The 19,243-nt window shown below is 63.5% G+C and carries 19 protein-coding genes; 16 read left to right on the top strand and 3 right to left on the bottom strand.

The features are described from left to right. The first annotated feature begins 66 nt into the window (after positions 1-66). From ACTHNE_RS03730 to ACTHNE_RS03720, 3 genes are all read left to right on the top strand, one after another. Positions 67-1,839 (top strand): peptide-N4-asparagine amidase, encoded by a 1,773-nt coding sequence (locus ACTHNE_RS03730; RefSeq protein ID WP_440268590.1) that lies wholly within the window; start codon positions 67-69, stop codon positions 1,837-1,839. Between the two features lie 95 nt (positions 1,840-1,934). Further along, on the top strand, positions 1,935-2,231 hold the full coding sequence (locus ACTHNE_RS03725) for a hypothetical protein (protein WP_324944658.1): 297 nt from the start codon (positions 1,935-1,937) through the stop codon (positions 2,229-2,231). Positions 2,232-2,383: 152 nt separating this feature from the next. Next, positions 2,384-2,899: a hypothetical protein gene (locus tag ACTHNE_RS03720; RefSeq protein ID WP_324944660.1), complete on the top strand. Its 516-nt coding sequence runs from the start codon at positions 2,384-2,386 to the stop codon at positions 2,897-2,899. A gap of 636 nt (positions 2,900-3,535) precedes the next feature. Here the strand turns inward: ACTHNE_RS03720 and ACTHNE_RS03715 are convergent. Continuing rightward, on the bottom strand, positions 3,536-4,069 hold the full coding sequence (locus ACTHNE_RS03715; RefSeq protein WP_324944663.1) for a gamma carbonic anhydrase family protein: 534 nt from the start codon (positions 4,067-4,069) through the stop codon (positions 3,536-3,538). A gap of 9 nt (positions 4,070-4,078) precedes the next feature. Beyond that, positions 4,079-5,845, bottom strand: a complete 1,767-nt coding sequence (locus ACTHNE_RS03710) for a patatin-like phospholipase family protein (RefSeq protein ID WP_324944666.1) — start codon at positions 5,843-5,845, stop codon at positions 4,079-4,081. A gap of 92 nt (positions 5,846-5,937) precedes the next feature. Between ACTHNE_RS03710 and ACTHNE_RS03705 the strand changes: the two genes are divergently transcribed. From ACTHNE_RS03705 to ACTHNE_RS03695, 3 genes are all read left to right on the top strand, one after another. Continuing rightward, positions 5,938-7,995, top strand: a complete 2,058-nt coding sequence (locus tag ACTHNE_RS03705) for a M3 family metallopeptidase (protein ID WP_324944669.1) — start codon at positions 5,938-5,940, stop codon at positions 7,993-7,995. Positions 7,996-8,133: 138 nt separating this feature from the next. Continuing rightward, positions 8,134-9,015 carry a 2OG-Fe(II) oxygenase gene (locus tag ACTHNE_RS03700; protein WP_324944673.1) on the top strand — a complete coding sequence of 294 codons (882 nt, stop codon included), beginning with the start codon at positions 8,134-8,136 and terminating at the stop codon, positions 9,013-9,015. A gap of 49 nt (positions 9,016-9,064) precedes the next feature. Beyond that, positions 9,065-9,619 carry a hypothetical protein gene (locus ACTHNE_RS03695; RefSeq protein WP_324944676.1) on the top strand — a complete coding sequence of 185 codons (555 nt, stop codon included), beginning with the start codon at positions 9,065-9,067 and terminating at the stop codon, positions 9,617-9,619. 245 nt (positions 9,620-9,864) lie between these two features. Here ACTHNE_RS03695 and ACTHNE_RS03690 read toward each other — a convergent pair whose 3' ends face one another. Continuing rightward, positions 9,865-10,881, bottom strand: coding sequence for a class 1 fructose-bisphosphatase (locus ACTHNE_RS03690; protein WP_440268589.1), 1,017 nt, complete (start codon positions 10,879-10,881; stop codon positions 9,865-9,867). A 141-nt stretch (positions 10,882-11,022) separates the two neighbouring features. On the opposite strand from ACTHNE_RS03690, the gene ACTHNE_RS03685 reads away from it, so the two are divergent. From ACTHNE_RS03685 to ACTHNE_RS03640, 10 genes are all read left to right on the top strand, one after another. After that, positions 11,023-11,643, top strand: a complete 621-nt coding sequence (locus ACTHNE_RS03685; RefSeq protein WP_324939897.1) for a DJ-1/PfpI family protein — start codon at positions 11,023-11,025, stop codon at positions 11,641-11,643. Between the two features lie 9 nt (positions 11,644-11,652). After that, positions 11,653-11,892, top strand: coding sequence for a hypothetical protein (locus ACTHNE_RS03680; RefSeq protein WP_324939894.1), 240 nt, complete (start codon positions 11,653-11,655; stop codon positions 11,890-11,892). 22 nt (positions 11,893-11,914) lie between these two features. After that, the gene (locus tag ACTHNE_RS03675; RefSeq protein WP_324939891.1) at positions 11,915-12,319 is read left to right on the top strand and encodes a GFA family protein; all 405 of its coding nucleotides are present in this window, start codon (positions 11,915-11,917) and stop codon (positions 12,317-12,319) included. Between the two features lie 22 nt (positions 12,320-12,341). Next, a complete protein-coding gene (locus ACTHNE_RS03670; RefSeq protein ID WP_324939888.1) occupies positions 12,342-12,968 on the top strand; it encodes a glutathione S-transferase family protein in 627 nt (208 codons plus the stop codon). A gap of 113 nt (positions 12,969-13,081) precedes the next feature. After that, the gene (locus ACTHNE_RS03665; RefSeq protein WP_324939885.1) at positions 13,082-13,786 is read left to right on the top strand and encodes a helix-turn-helix transcriptional regulator; all 705 of its coding nucleotides are present in this window, start codon (positions 13,082-13,084) and stop codon (positions 13,784-13,786) included. 146 nt (positions 13,787-13,932) lie between these two features. After that, positions 13,933-14,547 (top strand): ParB-like protein, encoded by a 615-nt coding sequence (locus ACTHNE_RS03660; RefSeq protein ID WP_440268588.1) that lies wholly within the window; start codon positions 13,933-13,935, stop codon positions 14,545-14,547. Continuing rightward, positions 14,544-16,193, top strand: coding sequence for a SulP family inorganic anion transporter (locus ACTHNE_RS03655; protein ID WP_440268587.1), 1,650 nt, complete (start codon positions 14,544-14,546; stop codon positions 16,191-16,193). Before ACTHNE_RS03660 ends, ACTHNE_RS03655 begins: the two co-directional genes overlap by 4 nt. A gap of 14 nt (positions 16,194-16,207) precedes the next feature. Next, a complete protein-coding gene (locus ACTHNE_RS03650) occupies positions 16,208-17,953 on the top strand; it encodes a DUF885 domain-containing protein (RefSeq protein ID WP_440268621.1) in 1,746 nt (581 codons plus the stop codon). Positions 17,954-18,033: 80 nt separating this feature from the next. Further along, complete coding sequence (locus ACTHNE_RS03645) at positions 18,034-18,429, top strand: MbcA/ParS/Xre antitoxin family protein (protein WP_324941004.1); 396 nt, start codon at positions 18,034-18,036, stop codon at positions 18,427-18,429. A 94-nt stretch (positions 18,430-18,523) separates the two neighbouring features. After that, entirely contained in the window at positions 18,524-19,210 is a 687-nt protein-coding gene (locus tag ACTHNE_RS03640; protein ID WP_324941007.1) for an RES family NAD+ phosphorylase, read from the top strand. Positions 19,211-19,243: the final 33 nt, after the last annotated feature.

Here is a 19,243-nt window from a genome sequence, read left to right as displayed (position 1 = left end):
CTTTCTAAACACAGGCCCATGCTAGTTTGGTTGGACAGGGGGCATCACTGTGGGGAGAGTTGCACCATGTTGTTGCCGATGGGGTGTTTCAGCCGTTGCCTGGCGGTAGCTGGGTTGTCCTTGGTGTTGGGTGGTGTCGCGCAGGCGGCGCCGGATAGCAGTCCCATTGGATCGGCCAATGTCACCGTGGCCGATCCCACCGTGCCGCGTCCACTGGGCCAGCCGTGCGTGGTGCAGCTTTTCAGCGATGACACGTTCAACGATTTCGGCACACGTCCCTACAGCTACGCACCGCCAGCCGGATGCGGCACGCGCTGGTCGAAGGTGGTGCTGGAAGCGGATTTCTCGGTCACCGCCGGCGTGCAGTTCGATCGCACGGCTTCGATCTGGCTGGGCGGCGTAAATCTCTACTTCGGCACCACGCAGGAACCGAGATCCAATCTGGCGCCGAACTGGCATGTCGAGCGCGATCTGACCGATTACAGCGCCTTGTTCCGCAACGCCGGCCAAGGTCAGGCAGTTCTCTACAACATTGTCGATAGCACCTATACGGGCGTTATCCATGGTAGTGCGCGCCTGCTGTTCTATCCCGCTTCGCCGATAGCGCCCGCTCTACGTGTGCCGGATGCGATCTATCCGCTGGGCAGCGACCCGGTCGGCAATACGGTCACCTTGAACACGTCCGGCGACCAGATCGCCGCCACGCTGACTTTGCCCAGCAACGTCGAACGTGCCTACCTCGATGTGTTCACGCAAAGCCAGCACAACGACGAGTTCTGGTACACGTGCGTACCGGATCAATACGCGGCCCAAACACAGGAATGCGGCGGCGGCAATTTCCGCGAGGCTGAAGTGAGCATCGACGGCCAGGCCGCGGGCGTGGCGCCGGTGTATCCGTGGATCTATACCGGCGGCATCGATCTTTTCATCTGGAAGCCGACGCCGGGCGTGCAGGCGCTGAACTTCATGCCGTACCGCGTGGACCTCACGCCGTTCGCAGGCATCCTCAGCAATGGTTCGCCGCACACCGTGGCGGTGAGCGTGCAAGGCGCGAGCAACTACTTCTCCGCGACCGCTGCACTCCTGGTGTACAGGGATCCGCATCGCAAGCAGGTCACCGGTGGCCTGCTGGGCAACACGCTGGCCAGCCAGCCGCCGACGCCGACCATCGGCAGCACGCTGACGCAGGATGCATCCGGCAACGTCACCGGTGCGGTCACCACCAACCTGAGCCGGCATTTCGTGATCCAGGGTTACGCCAATACCTCGCACGGCCGCGTGACCACCACCGTGGATCAAACCGTGGGTTTTGCCGATACGCAGACCTTCGATATCACCGCCACCGATTACCACCAGATCAGCGATCAGCTCACCACCGTACAAGGTGTGAGCCGCAGTACGATCGGCAGGTTCGTGAGCGATGAGTTCAAGGCGAGCTTCAACTATCCGCTGCATGTGGACTACAACCAGACCGCGGAATCGAATGGAGATTATTCCATTCTCACCGCGATCAAGCAGGGCTACGACCAGCACACTGGCTTGAGCCTCGGTGGATTTCCGCTCTACGCGGCCGACGTGCACAACCAGGTGGCGGGTTCCGACACCCTGGTGCTGGACAGCGGCTTCCACATCATCAGCCACAACGGCCAACAAACGACGCAAGACTTTGCGTTCAGCGATTCGTTGGGTGGTTGCTACAGCGGCAGCGTGAGCTCGGCCGACAATGTCGTGACGGCGTACAGCAGCGGCCAGGCCTGCCCTGGCGGCCACAATCGCGTGTATTGGTTTACGCATCCGGATGGATCGCCCTATCAAGGCAGCGGCTTGCTGCCCTGGTAAGAGCGGCATGAATGCGGCGCCTTTTCGGATGGTCCGAGGGGGCGCCGACATGCTAGGTTTGGCGCCACGTTGACCCGCGCCATGGAGCTTTACCGATGCGTACCCGTCTACTTGCCCTGTCCGTGCTTGGCATAGCTGTTGCCCTCGGTGGCTGCCACCATGGCGCGCGTCCGGACGGCTCGTCGGCGGACAAAAAGGGCGTCGTCGACATGGCCGCGTTCGAAAGCTTCATCGCCACGCATCCCACGCCCGACGAATTCAAGAAGATGTACCCCCACGTGCAATTGATGCTGCCGGGCATGATGAGCACGATGGAAATGCGCTACGACAACTCGCGCTTCTTCCCGCAGATGGATAAAGACGGCCGCATCGTCGGCGGCGACTTCCACTGACTTGCCGAGAACGACTCGCAGCACGTACCCGAACTGTCATGTTCGACCGCAAGAGTCACGTCGTTGACATCTTGCGGGGTTAGCCTGCGCGGCACAGGGCGCCGGCCGCATACGTGGACGGCGATGGTTCCAGGATCAGTGCGCGAGTCAGCATGTCTACATCCCCATCCACCACTGCGAACCGGCGCGGTTTGCTTTTTGTCGTGCTCGCTGCGGCGTTGGTCCTGGTCGGTGGCGGGTTGTGGTACGCACATGCAGCCATCCACAGCACACCCGCGCAAGGGCATACCGCGAACGACGGCAGCGAAGTCGGCGTGATGCTGGACCTGGCCGACAAGGCGTACCAGGACAAGCACCTGGTCGCGCCGGTTGGCAGCAACGTCTACGAGTTCTATTTCAGCGTGCTGCAGCTCGATCCCAATAACGCGGTCGCCCAGCGCCGTTTGCGCGACGCTTTCAAGCCGGCCTGCGACGTGGTCGAAAGCACACTCAATGGTGGCGACCTGGATGAAGCGCAGCGCGAGCTGTCCCTGTTGCGCCAATACGATCCGCACAACTACAAGCTCGCCCTGCTCGGCAGCGTGCTCGATGCGCAGCGCATCATCGAGCGGCGCCGGCACGAGGCGGAAGCGGCGCGCATCCAGGCGCAGCAAGCTGGCGGAAATTGATGTAGGTTGGGGTTCGCACCCTGACATATCCCCACAATTTGCTGAGAAAACAGAGCCACGCGTGAGCGTGAACGATTGCCTGCGGCGCTTTCGATCGCCGAAGGCGCTCGAGTCACTTTTCTTTGCTGGCCTGTACAGACCGTAGACATGGGTGGCCCAAAGAAAAGTAACCCAAAGAAATGGCCTCAAAGGCTCACGGCATGGGAAGGTTAAGAGCCTGAACGCTCACGTCTAGCCAGAAAGGCAGCCTCCAAAGGTTCCACGTCCCGGCTATACCGCGAGGCGCTGTGGCGCTGAGGACTTAAAGCAAGCTTGCCGACCTTCAAGGCCTGCTTTAAGCCCTCAGGGCTATGACGCCTCGCGGTATCGCGACAAGGTAGAAGCGGGCGTATTAACGCTCATCGTAGTGCCTCAAGCTTTCAGGCTTGTACCCTGCGCAGCGCCACAAGCTCTTCAGGCCGTTTCTTTGGGTTACTTTTCTTTGGGCCAGCAAAGAAAAGTGACTCGGTCGCCTTCGGCGATCGAAAGCGCCGCAGGCAATGGTCCACCCCCACGCGGGGCTAACTTCCTTCGCAGAATCACCTTCTTAAACTACAAAAACGTGGGGATATGTTGGGGTTTGCACCCCAACCTACGTCAACCGGCGAGGTAGACGTCCTTCAACCGCACGTAGTGATCCGCCGAATAATGCAGCTGCTCGATCTGCACGTCGGTCAGCACACGCACGCGTTGCGCCGGATTGCCCAGCCACAGCTCGCGCTCGCCGACCACCTTGCCCGGCGGCACCACGCTGCCGGCGCCGACGAAACCGTATTTCTTGACCACCGCGCCATCGAGCACGGTCGCGTGCATACCGATCAGGCAATAGTCCTCGATGGTGCAGGCGTGGATCACCGCGGCATGGCCGATGGTGACGCCTTCGCCGATCACGGTGGGAAAGCCGCCCGGCGAATACGGGCCGTCGTGCGTCACGTGCACGACGGTGCCGTCCTGGATATTGCTGCGTGCGCCGACGCGGATGTAGTTCACGTCGCCGCGCAACACTGCGCCGGGCCAGATGGAAACGTCATCGCCCAGCACGACATCGCCGATGACAGTGGCCGCCGGATCGACATAGGCGCGGGCGCCGAGGGTGGGCAGGACGCCCTTGAAGGTACGTAGGGGATTCATGTCCGCATTTTAGCCCTCGGGCGAAAGATGTGCGGCATCGCCCGAAGGCAGCGGCGCATGTTCCCTTGCTTCCAGCACGCGTAGCGTTTCCTCATAGCCGGCATCGATGGCCAACTGCCAATCACGCCAGTCGAGCATGCCGACGTGTTCCAGCGGCGGCGTGATCAGCACATCCGCGCGGGCGCGGCAGTGCTCGCTGGTCTCCTCGCTGTTGACCATCGCCGCGCGCGTCAGTGTGGAAACCAGGCGCGGCCAGCCGGTGCCGCGGCGCTGGCGCAGCCACAGTCGCCACCACGGCGGCGTGGCAAATTCCTCGGTCTGCGCGCGCAGCTCGATATCCGCGCGAATGCTCACCGCAGTGATGTGCGCGATGCCGTCGTCGGCCATCACGTCCGCCGGCAGGTTATCGACCAGCGCGCCGTCGACATACACCTGCCCGTGATGCAGCACCGGCGGAAGAATGCCTGGAATCGAGCTGCTCGCGCGCAGCCACAGCCATAACGGACCGTGGCGGTGCACGACCTTGCCGCGCCCGGAAAGATTGGTGGAAACGCAGAAGAACGGCAGCTCCAGATCCTCGATGTCGATCGCCCCGAACGCGCGCCGCAGCATCAACGCCGCCCGCCGTCCGCGCGTGAGCGCCACCAATGGCACGGTCCAGTCCGACAGCGGCTTGCCGTGCACGAAGGCTTCGTAATACACGCGCATCATTTCTTCGAAGCTCCAGCGGTTGGCCACGCCGGCGCCGATGATCGCGCCGATGCTGGTGCCGCCGATGGCATCGAAATCGTGGCCGGTTTCGCGCAAGGCGCGCAGGGCGCCCAGATGAGCGAGGCCGCGCGCGCCGCCACCGGCCAGTACCAGCCCGCGCGCATGGCCGCTGATCAGGCGCGCGATACGCGGAATATCGCCTTCGCCGCAGATATGGTGATGCTCCAGCTCACCACTGAACTGCGCGCGCCAGCGTCGCGCGGCGCCCGGCAGCACGCGGTGTGCGGGATGGATCAACAACAGATGGCGAGGCCGATGCCGCACGCGCGCCGGATGCCCCGGTGCGGCTTCGGGCCATGGCCGCGCCGGCTGCGCCGCCAGCGCGGGCAGCAGCAAGACATCGGCCTGGCGCAGGCAGCGCAGGCGCCAGGAGGCATCGCCGGTGCTGTCCAGGTACACCACGAAACGCGCTTGCGCCTCGCGCTCGGCAAACCAGTCGCTGCCGCGGTTCGCACCGTGCTCGGCATCGATCACCACGCAGCTGCCGTAGGTTTCCAGCGCCTGGGCCAGCTGCATCGCCAGGCCGCGCACCGGCACGCCCTGATCCACCGGCAGGATCGCGAAGGTGCGCGGCTTGTCCGGCGGTTCCACGTGGCGTTCACGGCGGATCAGCCGGTCGATCGCCTGCCGCGCTACGTCCAGCATGGCGTGCGGATGATGCTCGAGCAGCTGCTCGAAATGCTGGCGATCCAGCCGCAGCAGCTCGCAGTCGCGCAAGGCGCGCACGTTGTAGCGCAGCGCCTCGCCGCTGAGCAGGCTGATCTCGCCCAGGCAATCGTCGGCGGAGACTTGCCGGACCAGCGTGGTCGGGCCATCGAAGACACCCAGGCTGCCACTGCGCAGCAGGTACAGGGCATCCGCGGTTTCGCCGGCCTTGAGCAGATATTGCCCGCCCGGCAGGCAGATCCAGCGCAGGTGCTCGGCCAGCGTCGTGCGTTGCGCAGCGGTGAGATGCGCGAACAGGGGAATGCGGCCAATCAGGGCGGAAACGTCGGCGGGCACCATGCGCGCGATGGTACGACGCGCATGATGACATCGTCCCGCTTGATTTCACCGCACGCCGCCAGCACGCTTCGAGGCCTGAAGGAGCCAAATCCATGAGCCAAGACAACCCGCTGCTGGCCGACATCACCCTGCCTGCGTTTTCCCGGATCAAGCCCGAGCACGTGCTACCCGCCGTCGATACCTTGCTGGCGGAAAGCCGCGCCGCGATCACTGCGTTGACCGCGCCCGGCGCGCGGCATGACTTCGACGCGGTGATGCTGCCGCAGGAGCGCCTCGAACAGCGCATTTCCCAGGCGTGGTCGCCCGTCTCGCACCTGCATTCGGTGGCCGACAGCGAAGCATTGCGCGAGGTGTATGGCCCGGCCGAGGAAAAGCTCACCGATTACTCGATCGAAGTGGGGCAGAACCGCGATCTGTACGCCGCCGTGCAGGCGGTGGCCGATGCGCCGGCGTTCGCCACGCTTTCCCGCGCGCAGCGTGCGCTGGTCGAACATGCCTTGCGCGATTTCAAGCTTTCCGGCGTGGCGCTGGAAGAGCCGGCGCGCTCGCGTTTCCGCGACATCGGCGTGGAACTGAGCAAGCTTTCCACCGAATTTTCCAACGCCGTGCTGGACGCCACCGACGCCTGGCAGGAGCACATCACCGACGAGCGCGACCTGGCCGGCATTCCCGACTCCGGCCGTGCCGTGCTGAGGCAGTACGCGAAGGAAAAAGGTCTGGACGGCTATCTGGTCACGCTCAAGCAGCCCAGCGTGCAAGCCGTGATGACCTATGCCGACAACCGCGGCCTGCGCGAACGCGTGTACTGGGCCTACCAGACGCGCGCTTCCGATCAAGGCCCGCATGGCGGCAAGTACGACAACAGCGCGCGCATCGAAAAGATTCTCGCCCTGCGTCACGAAGCAGCGCAGCTGTTGGGCTTTGCCAACGCGGCGGAAGAATCGCTCGCCACCAAGATGGCTGGCACGCCCGATGAAGTGCTGCACTTTCTGCGCGATCTCGCCGCGCGCGCCAAGCCGGTAGCGCACAACGAACTGACCACCTTGCGCGACTTCGCCGCCAGCGAACTGAAGCTCGACAATCTCGAATCCTGGGACGTCGCCTACGCATCGGAAAAGCTGCGCCAAAAACAGTACGCACTGGATGAAGAACAGCTCAAGCCGTATTTCCCGCTGCCGGCGGTGATCGACGGCCTGTTCGGCCTGGTGCAGCGGCTCTATGGCATCACCCTGAAACCGCGCGACGGCATCGACGTGTGGCATCCGGACGTGCGCTACTACGACGCCATCGATGCGGACGGCCATATCTTCGCCGGCGCCTATATCGACCTGTATGCGCGCAGCGGCAAGCGTGGCGGTGCGTGGATGGACGTGTGCCGCGCGCGTTTCGACGACGGCACGCACATGCAGTTGCCGGTGGCGTTCCTCACCTGCAACTTCGCGCCGCCCACCGAAGGCCGCCCGGCCCTGCTCACGCACGATGACGTGCTCACCCTGTTCCACGAATTCGGCCACGGCTTCCATCACCTGCTGACCGAGGTGCCGTTGCCCTCCGTCGGTGGCATCGAGGGCGTGGAATGGGACGCAGTGGAACTGCCCAGCCAGTTCATGGAGAACTTCGGCTGGAACCGCGAGGCGCTGGATCTGTTCGCCCGGCATTGGCAAACCGGCGAGCGCCTGCCCGATGAGCTGTTCGAACGCATGCTGGCCGCGCGCCATTTCCACGCCGGCCTGTTCCTGGTGCGCCAGCTCGAATTCGCCCTGTTCGATTTCCTGTTGCACCTGGAATACGCGCCGGACCAGGGCGCACGCACGCTCGAGGTGCTGGAGCAGGTGCGGCATGAAGTGGCCGTACTGCATCCGCCCGCCTGGCAGCGCTTTCCGCACGCGTTCACGCACATCTTCGCCGGAGGCTACGCTGCCGGTTACTACAGTTATCTATGGGCGGAGCTGTTGAGCGCGGACGCGTTCGGCGCCTTCGAAGAACGCGCACACGCCGGCCAGAGTGCGATCGACGCCGCCACCGGCGACCGCTTCCGCCGCGAGATCCTCGCCGTGGGCGCAAGCCGTCCGGCGCTGGAAAGCTTCATCGCCTTCCGCGGCCGCAAGCCTGAGCCGGAGGCGCTGCTGAGAAGCCATGGGCTGGCGTGATCCGGTTGGCGGGGGGCGGGGAAGACGCTCGCACTTCCCCGCCCAACCGGGTCACAATCATCTTCGCGCTGCCCTGCCACCCTCGGCGGCGCATGGGGTTATCGACCCGACAGTGCGGTGGACCTTAAGGAGTCTGCGATGAATGCGATGACGCAACTGTCACCCGAGTGGCAGCACTGGATCCAGGAAAACCTCGCGCGCGGCTGCGCGCCGCAATCGCTGATCGACGACATGGTGCGCAATCACTTCGATCCGGTGTTCGCCCGCGCCGCGGTGAACGGCGTGATGAGCGGCCCGTTCACCACGCCGACGCAAACCAGGGCCGCCAACCAGGCGGGCGGCTACGTGTACGAAAAGCCGCGCCTGCACGGCGGCAACCTGATCCGCACCTTCGACCGCGATGTGCGTGTCACCATGCGCGTTCGCCGTCCCCTGATCGCCGTGCTCGATGGCGTGCTGAGCGATGAGGAATGCGACGAACTGATCCGTCGCTCCAGTGATAAGATGCGCCGCTCCACCACGGTGGATCCGGCCACCGGCAAGCATGAAGTCATTGCCGATCGCAGCAGCGAAGGCACCTTCTTCACCCTCAATGCCGACCCTTTCATCGCACGCCTGGACCGGCGTATTTCCGAAGTGATGAACTGGCCAGTCGAAAACGGCGAAGGCCTGCAGATCCTGCATTACGGCGTCGGCGGCGAATACAAGCCGCACTTCGATTATTTCCCGCCGGAAGATCCCGGCAGCCAGGTACAGATGACTATCGGCGGCCAACGTGTTTCCACCTTGGTGATGTACTTGAACGAAGTGGAAGAAGGCGGCACCACCATCTTTCCCGAAATCGGCCTGGAAGTTGTGCCAAAGAAAGGTTCGGCCGTCTATTTCGAATACACCAACAGCCAGAACCAGCTCGACAAGCTGACCTTGCATGGCGGATCGCCGGTGACGCGCGGGGAGAAGTGGATCGTCACCAAGTGGATGCGGCAGCGGCGGTACGGGGAAAGCAGCACGCCAACGTAACCGTGTGAAGTGATCCACGCGAACATTTGAACAGGGGAGCTCGTTCTTTATGCAGGAAAATCCATATTCACCGCCGACCGCCGAACTGGCATTGCCGGCGGATCAGCAAGTCGGCTCGCAAACACCATTCTTCGCCGTTTCACCGCTCAAGCTGGTGGTGATGTCTCTTTTTACGTTTGGACTGTACGAGGTCTATTGGTTCTATAAGAACTGGCAGTACTTCAAACTGCGCGAAAAGGAAAATATCTCGCCATTCTGGCGTGCGATTTTCGGCATTTTCTTTTGCCATTCGCTTTTCAGCGAAATACGCGAATGGCAGAAAGAGCTCGGCAAAGGGCAAATCCCTGCCGGCTGGCTCGCCGCGGGATGGATCATTACCACTTTGCTATGCAGATTGCCGGATCCACTCTGGCTGATCAGCATGGGCTCGGTATTCTTCTTGGTGCCGGTGCAGAAGGTCGTCAACGACATCAATCGCGTCGAGGCACCCGAGCATGATCCCAATAGCAAAATCCGGGGCGTGAACTGGATTGGTATCGTGTTGGGCGGCCTGGTGTTTGCGCTGGCCATTTTCGGCACGTTCATGCCTGATAATCCTGCTTGAGCGATCCGAAGACCGTGCGCAGTTGTGTGGAATGGGTTACCTGGACTTGATCCAGGGTAACCCGAGGATATCGCGCGAACGTTGGGTTACGCTGCGCTAACCCAACCTACGGTGGCTGTTTCGACCTGGTCAGCACATAGCACGTAGGTTGGGGTGTAAACCCCAACGTTGGCATGCATGCGTTTCGACGTTGGGGCAGCACCTACGCTCGTGCGACGTTCCGTCGTTGGGGTTTGCACCCCAACCTACGCGCGTGCGCCATCCGCTTCCAAGTGGTAATGCGTGGCCACGCCCACTTCGGTCTTCGAGCCCAGAAACACCGGCACGCGCTGGTGCAGGCCGGTTGGTTGCAATTCGAGAATGCGTTCGCGCCCGGTGGTCGCTGCACCGCCGGCCTGTTCGACGATGAAGGCCATCGGATTGGCCTCGTACATCAGGCGCAGCTTGCCGCCTTTGCTCTTGATCTTGGCATCCAGCGGATAGAAGAACACGCCGCCGCGGGTGATGATGCGGTGCACGTCGGCCACCATCGAGGCGACCCAGCGCATGTTGAAATCCTTGCCGCGCGGGCCATCCTTGCCGGCCAGCAATTCGCCGATGTAGCGCTGCATGGGTGGTTCCCAATGACGCTGGTTGGACATGTTGATGGCGAATTCGGCGGTTTCCTCAGGGATACGGATGTCGCGGCGACTTAAGGTGAAGCTGCCGACTTCGCGATCGAGCGTGAACTCGTGTGTGCCGTAGCCGAAGGTCAACACCAGCACGGTCGCCGGGCCATAGACCACGTAGCCGGCGGCCAGCTGCGTGGTGCCCGGCTGCAGGAAGTGTTCGGCCTTCGGCTCGCTGATGCCGTCGGGGCAGCGCAGCACGGAGAAGATGGTACCGACGGAAATGTTCACGTCGATGTTGGAGCTGCCATCCAACGGATCGAACAGCAACAGGTGATTGCCCTTCGGATACATGTCGGGAATCGGTTGCGGATCTTCCATTTCCTCTGACGCGCACGCGGCGAGCTGGCCGCCCCAGGCGTTTGCTTCTAGCAGGATCTCGTTGGAGATCACGTCCAGCTTTTTCTGCGCCTCGCCCTGGATGTTGCCGGTGCCAGCCTCGCCCAGCACGCCGCCGATGGCACCCTTGTTGGTGGCCACCGCGATGCGCTTGCAGGCGCGTGCGACCACTTCGATCAGCAGGGTGAGCTCGGCGTTGATATGGCCGGCGCGGCGTTCTTCGATCAGGAACTGGATCAGCGAGATGGGCTTCATGGCTTAGCTGCTGGCAAAAGAGGTCGCCATTGTCCTGGCTCAGCCTTACGGAAGCCAGTCAGGGAACTAAACCCCTCCTGCTGACAACACGCTGGCAGCAGCAGGGGTTCAAGCTCCCAGCATCGGAAAGGAGGAACGATCATGCGTGACACGGTCCATGTGCTGGTGTTCGAAGGCTTTGCGGATTGGCAGGTGGCGTTGGCGCTGGCGGAGATCCGCCGGCCTGGGGAATGGGACGTGCGCAGCGTCGGCTTCACGCGCGAGCCGGTCATGTCGATGAGCGGTTTGCAGGTACTGCCCGACATCGGCATGGATGAGCTTGATCTGCAGGCCGCCGCGTTGCTGCTGCTGCCGGGCGGCCATCTGTGGCAGTGCGCGCAGATCGAACAGGCGGCGGCGTTGGCGCGTCGCGTCCATGATGCGGGCGCGCCGGTGGCCGCCATCGATCAGGGCGTGCTGCATGTTGCGCGCGCCGGCCTACTCGATCGCTGCCGCCATACCGGCAACTGGCCGGGCCAGATCGGTCGCGAAGCGGTGAATTACCAAGGCCAGGATCAATACGACGCCAACGTGCTTGCCGTCAGCGATGGCGGTGTCATCACTGCAAGCCATCTGGGCACGATCGAGTTCGCGCGCGAAATCATCCACACGCTGGATCTTTACAGCGCCAGCGATCGCGAACACTGGTACCGCCTGTTCAAGCACGCCGTGCCGCCACCGTGGCTTGCCGGTGAATCCGTCGAAGTCGTTCGCGCTGCATGAGGTTACGCCATGAGCCAGTTGATCGATCGCATTCTGATGGCCTATCGGCCGCTGTATCTGCGCGGCCTGCTGATGGATGGCCAATACCGCCTGCCCGCCGCGCCGGAAAAGAAACCGGAGAAAGGCGATCGGGTAGTGCAGCTCACGCCGGCATTCGAGCCGGAACGCAAGCGCGTGCTGCTCACACCCGCCACGGCCGCCCGCAACGCATGCGCCGATGATCCATCCGACGGCTTGAGCCGCGCCTGACATTTTCCAAGGAGACAGCATCATGCAAAAGACCTATCACGGCAGTTGCCATTGCGGCGCGGTGGCGTTCGAGGCGGATATCGACCTCAGCCAGGGCACCGGACGCTGCAATTGCTCGATCTGCACCAAGGCGCGGCAGTGGGGCGTGGTGGTGAAACCGGATGCGTTTCGCCTGACGCGCGGCGAGGGCGAGCTTTCCGATTACCAGTTCGGCACGCACAGCATGCATCACCTGTTCTGCCGGCATTGCGGCGTAAGGCCGTTTGGCAAGGGCCATCTGGATGTCCTCGGCGGCGACTTCTACTTCGTCAATGTGTTCTGCCTGGACGATGTCGAACCGGGTGAACTGATTGAAGCACCGCTGCGGTTTTCCGATGGACGCAACAACGACTGGCACTCCACGCCTGCCGAAACGCGGCACCTGTAAGCCTTATCACGGAGGCGATGGCATGACTCGCAAGATCGATTTCTATCACGCACCGAACAGCCGCTCCGGCGGCACCCTGGCCTTGCTGGAAGAACTGGATGCAGAGTACGAACTGCATCTGCTCAGCCTCAAGCGCGGCGAGCAACGCCAGAGCGCCTATAAGACGATCAACCCGATGTCCAAGGTGCCGGCGATCCGGCATGGCGATGCGTTGATCACCGAGCAGCCCGCGGTATTCATGTATCTGGCAGACCTGTATCCGGAAGCGGGACTTGCGCCGGCGATCGACGATCCCTTGCGCGGCCCGTATCTGCGCTGGCTGGTTTTCTACGGCTCGTGCTTTGAGCCCGCGCTGGTCGACCGTTCGCTCAACCGCGATCCAGCGCCGCCTTCCACCTCACCCTATGGCACCTGGGAAGACGTCATGCACGCGCTGCAAGGGCAACTCGCCAAGGGCCCTTATATGCTGGGCGAGCGGTTCACCGCGGTGGACGTGCTGTGGGGCGGCGCCCTGCACTGGACCACGCTGTTCAAGCTGGTGCCGGAAACGCCGGCAATTCGCGCCTATATCGACCGCGTGATCACGCGTCCGGGCATGCAGCGCGCAGCGGCCAAGGATGCCGAACTGCTCGCGCAGCAGGCGGCATAAGGCGGCATGGCCATGTCCTGGCCGAACTCGCACGGGGCCGTCTCATCTGCTGGGATTGGCCCCCATGACTTCGGACGCTGGTCCGCCATGGCGACCTGGGCGATCATGCGCGGATGCGTCGCGCCGATCGCCTGTTCCTCATCATCAACGCCCTGCGTGGTCGCCGTACCGCGCTGCAGGCGCGTCAGCTTGCCGAAATGCTCAGCGTGTCATTGCGCACGGTCTACCGTGACGTCGCGGACCTGCAGCTTTCCGGCGTACCCATCGAAGGCGAAGCCGGCGTGGGTTACATGCTACGCAAGGGCTCGGACATCCCGCCGCTGATGTTTACCGCCGACGAGCTCGAATCGCTGGTGGTCGGCACGCGCTTCGTACGCGCGTTCGCCGGCGAGAAGCTGGCGGCCGGTGCGCAAGCCGCATTGATGAAGATCGAAGCAGTGCTGCCGCCGGAACTGCGCGAGCGTTCCTCGCGCACGCGCATCTACGCGCCGATCTGGCGCAGCGAGCAATCCACCGCCTTCGCCGAGCGCATCGATCACCTGCATGCGGCGATCGAAGCGCAGCACGTATTGCGCCTGTACTACCGCGACGAGGTAGGCCGCGAAAGCGAGCGCGAAGTGGAACCGCTGTGCCTGGCGTTCTGGGGCGGCAAATGGACGCTCGGCACCTGGTGCCGCCTGCGCAAGGATTTCCGCAATTTCCGGCCGGATCGCATCGATCGGCTGGAGAACACCGGCCTGGTGTTCGAGACTGCGCCCAATCGTGATCTGAGCTCTTACTTGCAGGCGATGCGCGGGTATTACTCAGGTCTGGAGTGAGCTCACGTAGATTGGGTTAGCGCAGCGTAACCCAACGATTTCCGCGGACGGCTGTTGGGTTGCGCTGCGCTAACCCAACCTACGAACTACAACGCCTACGTTTTGGGCTAACCTGCGCCAACCAGGGCTACCGCAGGAACACCCACATGTCATCAGGCGTGCGTCATCCTCTGTTGTCGATAGCTCCTGCGAAACTGCGCCCCACCCAGATGACGGTGGGCAAGGCCGAAGTGGCGCAGAAGCGCGCCGAATGGGAAAAACTCGGCAAGAAGAAGCGCAAGGAACTGCTGGCGGCGCACTGGTTTCCCGGCGTGTTGGGGCCGAAGCGGCAGGTGTATATCGTCGATCATCATCACCTTGGGCTTGCCTTGTGCGAGGAGCGCGTCAAGGAAGTTCCGGTGATGATCCAGCGTGATTTTTCATGGCTGGAACCGGAGGTGTTCTGGCGCACGATGGAGTTCAACCGCTGGGCGCATCCCTACGACGAGCACGGCCAGCGGCGCGACTACGACGCGATTCCGCGCAGCCTCAACGAGCTGGCTGACGATCCCTATCGCACCCTGGCTGCGCGCGTGCGCATGGCGGGCGGGTACTCCAAGGATGCGACGCCGTATTCGGAATTCCTGTGGGCCGAATTCTATCGGCGCAACCTCAAGCTCAAGGGCAGCAACGTGAGCGCCAGGCAATTGCAGGACGCCTTGCTGTTCGCGCATTCCCACGACACGGCGTATCTGCCTGGCTGGAGCGGACAGATCGAATGAGCAACGCCGCGGCTTCGTCGGCGCGCATCGCCGATGTCTTGGCGGGTCTTGCGCTCGCGGGCCTGCTGGTGCCGGAAGCGGTGGCGTATTCGGGCATCGCGGGCATGCCGCCGGAAGCGGGCGTGGTGGCGCTGCTGATCGGCCTGCTGTGTTACGGCGTGCTCGGCACCAGCCGGTTTGCGATCGTGTCGTCCACTTCGTCGTCCGCGGCGGTGCTTGCCGCGGGCACCTTGTTGTTGGCCGGTGGCGGCGCCAATCGCACGGCGGTGGCGGCGATGCTGGTGCTGTTGGGCGGCTTGTGTTTTTTGTTGGCCGGTGCGGCGCGCCTGGGTGGGCTGTCCCATCTGATCGCGCGTCCCGTGCTGCGTGGCTACACCTTCGGACTGGCGATCGTGATCGCGCTCAAGCAGTTGCCGCATCTGGGCGGCTGGCCGGCGCTGCACGGCGATTTCGTGCCGCTGCTGATCGCGGACCTGGTCAAGACATCCGGGCAGGTCCACGTGGTGACCTTGGGCACTGGCCTCTCGGCGCTGCTGTTGCTGTATGCGTGCGAGCGCGTGCGCCGCCTGCCCGGCAGCCTGCTGGTGATTGCGCTGGGTGTGGCCGCTTCCGGTTGGCTGGCGGCGCGCGGCGTGCCGTTGACCGGGTCGATCCAACTGCAATTGACGTTCGGCATGCCGGCTTGGCCAGGCGACGGGCAATGGTTGCCGAGCGTGGAGCTGGCGGCGGCGTTGCTGCTGATCCTGTATGCCGAGTCGTACAGTGCCATTCGCGGCTTCGCGCTCAAGCACAACGACGCGGTGGCGCCGAACCGTGATCTGCTGGTGCTGGGCCTGGCGAACGTGCTGAGCGGCCTGTGCCAGGGCATGCCGGTGGGCGCCGGCTATTCCGCCACTTCCGCCAACGAAGCGAGCGGCGCGCAATCGCGCCTGGCCGGTTTGGTGGCGGCCGTTACCGTGTTGCTGATGGTGTGGTTGCTGCTGCGCTGGATCGAACGCATTCCGCTGGCGGTGCTGGCGGCGATCGTGATCCATGCGGTGAGCAAGTCCTGGCGCCTGTCGGTATTCCGGCCGTACCTGCAATGGAAGCGCGATCGCCTGCTGGCGCTTGGCGCGGTGATTGCGGTGCTGTGCCTGGGCATTCTCAATGGCTTGCTGTTTGCGATCGGCTTCAGCTTGATCCTCTTGCTGCGCCAGCTTGCCTCGGCGCGGGTGAGTGTGCTGGGGCGATTGGCCAACAGCCACGATTTCGTGGATATCGCCCAGCATCCGAATGCCGTGCAGCCCGCCGGCATGCTGATCCTGCGTCCGGAAGAGCCGCTGTTCTTCGCCAATGCCGAATCGATGATGACGCTGGCACGCAAGCTGATCGAACAGCGCAACGACATCAGGCAGGTGATCCTGAGCCTGGAGGCATCGCCGAACCTGGACAGCACCGCGCTCGAATCGCTCGGCGATTTCTCCGGCTGGTTGCAGGCGCGCGGCATCGGTTTGCGCGTGGCGCGCCTCAAGGACGAAACGCGCGATCTGCTGCAGCGCGCCGCCCTGCCCCAGCTTTCGTCACAGGCGCTCGATAGCTGGAGCGTGGAAGATGCCGTGCTGGCGTCGATCGACGCCTCGTCCGCAACCGGGAACCGCACCGAGTGACTCACTGCACACGTATCACAGCCTTAGGGCTAGGCCTGCTGCTGAGCCTGCCTGCCGTCGCGCAGCAAAGCGCCGATGCGCGCTTCAAGCAGATCTACGAAAAGGAATGGGCGTGGCGCACCGGACAGGCCGGCGTCAGCGCCTCGGGCGAAGCCCAGCCGAACAACGGCCGGCTCGACCAGGTGGACGCCAGGCGCCAGCAGGAGCGCCTCGCCTACTGGCGAAAGGTGATGGAACAGCTCGACGCGATCGACGCAAAGCAACTGTCGCCGGCCGAGCAGGTGAATGACGCGATCTACCGCGAGCAGATCCGCAACTTCATCGCCGACCAGCAGTTCAAGCAATGGCAAATGCCGTTCAACAGCGACTCGGCGTTCTGGAGCGAGCTCTACAACGATCTCGGCGCGGACAGCCTGCGCAACGAAACGGACTATCGCCGCTACGTGGACCGGCTCGCCCAGGTGCCGGCGTATTTCGACCAGCAGATCGCCAACATGCGCGCCGGCTTGAAGCGCGGCTTCAGCGTGCCGCGTGCAGTGCTGGTGGGACGCGACGTATCCATCGCGGCCGTCGCGGATGTGAAGGATCCCACCCAGACCTCGTTTTACGAGCCGCTGCAGCACATGCCCTCGAGCATCCCCGCCGTCACGGCGGCGGCGATCCAAGCCGATGCGCGCGCGAAGATCAGCAAGGACGTGATCCCCGCGTTCGCCAAGTTGCTGGCCTTCTTCCGCAACGACTACGTGCCGCAGGCGCGCACCACGCTGGCAGCCGAAGCGATGCCGGACGGCAAGGCGTACTACCGTCAGCAGATCCGCGAGTACACCACGCTGGATCTCGATCCGGATGCGATCCATCGCATCGGCCTGGAGCAGGTCGCCAAGATCCACCAGGCCATGCTGCAGACCATGCAGGACACCGGCTTCAAGGGCAGCTTCGCGCAATTCCTGCACTTCCTGCGCACCGACCCCAAGTTCTACGCCAAGACGCCGCAGGAGCTGCTCGACAAGACCGCCTGGGTGGCCAAAGAAGTGGATGGCCAGTTAGCCAGGTTTTTCGGCCATCTGCCGCGCAAGCGCTTCACCATCGAACCGGTGCCGGCGGCGATCGCGCCGTACTACACCTCCGGCCGCGGCGGCCCGGACGTGTACCTGGTCAACACCTACGACCTGCCCTCGCGTCCGCTGTTCAACATGCCGGCGCTGACCTTGCATGAGTCCTACCCCGGCCATGCGCTGCAGCTGGAGCTGGCCGAGGAACAACGCGAGCAGCCGGCGTTCCGCCGCAACAGCTACATCTCCGCCTACGGCGAAGGCTGGGCGCTGTATTCGGAATACCTGGGCAACGAAATGGGCATCTACAAGACGCCCTACCAGCGCTTCGGCTACCTCACCTACCAGATGTGGCGTGCCTGCCGCCTGGTGGTCGACACCGGCATCCACCACCTGGGCTGGACCCGCCAGCAGGCGATCGACTACATGACCGACAACACGGCGCTGTCCGACCGCGAAATCGCCAACGAGGTCGACCGCTACATCAGTTGGCCCGGGCAGGCGCTGTCCTACGAGCTGGGCTACCTGAAAATGCTCGATCTGCGCGCCAAGGCCGAAAAGGCGCTCGGACCTAAGTTCGACCTGCGCGCCTTCCATGACACCGTGCTGTCGCTGGGGTCCGTACCTTTGCCGGTGCTGGAGCAGCGGATCGACCGGTTTATCGCCGAAGGCGGGCGGGAGCCAGATTACGGCGCGGCCGAGCGTTAATCCGGCACTTATCCGGGCTATTGGCAAGAACTTCACCAATAAAGTAGTATGACCACAAACTTCATTGGGAGAGTCGGTCCATGACAGCCCACGCCTTGCATCGGGCAACCCCTGCCGAAGAGATGAGCGGCCCTGCCCTGCGCGCCTTCTTCAACATGGCCGAACGCTGGAACCTGCGCATCGCCGAACAGCGCAGGCTGCTTGGCGAGCCGCCCGAATCCACCTTCTACAAATGGAAGCGCCACCAGGATGGCACGCTGGGGCGCGATACGCTGGAACGCATCAGTTACCTGCTGGGCATCTACAAGGCCCTGCAGATTCTTTTCCCCAACAACGAACAGGCTGACGCCTGGCTGCACCGGCCCAACCGGTCGCCGCTGTTCGGCGGGCAGTCGGCGCTGGATCGCATGTTGTCGGGCAACGTCAGCGACCTGTACGTGGTACGGCAGTATCTGGACGCGCAGCGCGGCTGGTAAAGCGGTCGCAGTCGGCGAGAACCTCTTTCGGCACTATGTGGCGTCGGACAGGGAAGAACGAAAAACCTGGCGCGCCTGCGCCGCGGACTACGCCATGCCTATCGACATGCCTCCCCTTCGACGCATCCGCTGGACCCACATCTACCGCATCATCCCCAGCCGCTTTCCGCCGGCCGGCCTGTTCGATCGCATTGCCGATCCGGCCGATCTCGATGCGGTCTTCGCCCTTGAAGCGTTGACCAATCCGCGCTTGCGCGAGGAGGCCGATACCTTGCGCCTAGTACCGAAAGATCGGCGCATCAGCGGCCCGGGCTCCACACCGGTGATGGCCGCCTTCACGCATCTGAATCCCGAAGGCAGCCGTTTTTCCGATGGCACGTGGGGCGTGTTCTATGCCGCGCGCAACGTGATTACGGCGGTGGAAGAAACGGTGTATCACCGCGAGCGATTTCTTGCGGCCACCTCCGAGCCCGCCTGCGATATCGAAATGCGCTGCTACCGCAGCAGCATCGATTGCAAGTTGCACGATATCCGCGGCGGCTGGTCGCAGGCGCATGACGCCGACAGCTACGCCGAAAGCATCAAGCTGGCGCGCAAGCTGCGGGAAGAAGATTCCAACGGCATCGTGTACGACAGCGTGCGCCATCCCGGCGGCGAATGCGTGGCCGCGTTCTTTCCCGATGTGGTGGCGCCCTGCGTGCAGGCGCAGCACCTGATTTATCGCTGGGATGGCCAACGCATCGCGCAGGTGTGGGAAGTCAGCGAGTTGAAGCGGCACTGACACATGCGTGGATGGCGCAACGTTATGATCGCG

The organism is Dyella sp. (assembly GCF_051954575.1).
GTDB lineage: Bacteria > Pseudomonadota > Gammaproteobacteria > Xanthomonadales > Rhodanobacteraceae > Dyella_B.
The sequence above is the reverse complement of the archived record's forward strand: the minus strand, read 5'-3'. Positions and strand labels throughout refer to the sequence as shown.

Bases quoted from the DNA above. Each gene is read 5' to 3' on its own strand.
- ACTHNE_RS03730 (WP_440268590.1), top strand. From the start codon at position 67: ATGTTGTTGCCGATGGGGTGTTTCAGCCGTTGCCTGGCGGTAGCTGGG.
- ACTHNE_RS03725 (WP_324944658.1), top strand. From the start codon at position 1,935: ATGCGTACCCGTCTACTTGCCCTGTCCGTGCTTGGCATAGCTGTTGCC.
- ACTHNE_RS03720 (WP_324944660.1), top strand. From the start codon at position 2,384: ATGTCTACATCCCCATCCACCACTGCGAACCGGCGCGGTTTGCTTTTT.
- ACTHNE_RS03715 (WP_324944663.1), bottom strand. From the start codon at position 4,069: ATGAATCCCCTACGTACCTTCAAGGGCGTCCTGCCCACCCTCGGCGCC.
- ACTHNE_RS03710 (WP_324944666.1), bottom strand. From the start codon at position 5,845: ATGGTGCCCGCCGACGTTTCCGCCCTGATTGGCCGCATTCCCCTGTTC.
- ACTHNE_RS03705 (WP_324944669.1), top strand. From the start codon at position 5,938: ATGAGCCAAGACAACCCGCTGCTGGCCGACATCACCCTGCCTGCGTTT.
- ACTHNE_RS03700 (WP_324944673.1), top strand. From the start codon at position 8,134: ATGAATGCGATGACGCAACTGTCACCCGAGTGGCAGCACTGGATCCAG.
- ACTHNE_RS03695 (WP_324944676.1), top strand. From the start codon at position 9,065: ATGCAGGAAAATCCATATTCACCGCCGACCGCCGAACTGGCATTGCCG.
- ACTHNE_RS03690 (WP_440268589.1), bottom strand. From the start codon at position 10,881: ATGAAGCCCATCTCGCTGATCCAGTTCCTGATCGAAGAACGCCGCGCC.
- ACTHNE_RS03685 (WP_324939897.1), top strand. From the start codon at position 11,023: ATGCGTGACACGGTCCATGTGCTGGTGTTCGAAGGCTTTGCGGATTGG.
- ACTHNE_RS03680 (WP_324939894.1), top strand. From the start codon at position 11,653: ATGAGCCAGTTGATCGATCGCATTCTGATGGCCTATCGGCCGCTGTAT.
- ACTHNE_RS03675 (WP_324939891.1), top strand. From the start codon at position 11,915: ATGCAAAAGACCTATCACGGCAGTTGCCATTGCGGCGCGGTGGCGTTC.
- ACTHNE_RS03670 (WP_324939888.1), top strand. From the start codon at position 12,342: ATGACTCGCAAGATCGATTTCTATCACGCACCGAACAGCCGCTCCGGC.
- ACTHNE_RS03665 (WP_324939885.1), top strand. From the start codon at position 13,082: ATGCGTCGCGCCGATCGCCTGTTCCTCATCATCAACGCCCTGCGTGGT.
- ACTHNE_RS03660 (WP_440268588.1), top strand. From the start codon at position 13,933: ATGTCATCAGGCGTGCGTCATCCTCTGTTGTCGATAGCTCCTGCGAAA.
- ACTHNE_RS03655 (WP_440268587.1), top strand. From the start codon at position 14,544: ATGAGCAACGCCGCGGCTTCGTCGGCGCGCATCGCCGATGTCTTGGCG.
- ACTHNE_RS03645 (WP_324941004.1), top strand. From the start codon at position 18,034: ATGACAGCCCACGCCTTGCATCGGGCAACCCCTGCCGAAGAGATGAGC.
- ACTHNE_RS03640 (WP_324941007.1), top strand. From the start codon at position 18,524: ATGCCTATCGACATGCCTCCCCTTCGACGCATCCGCTGGACCCACATC.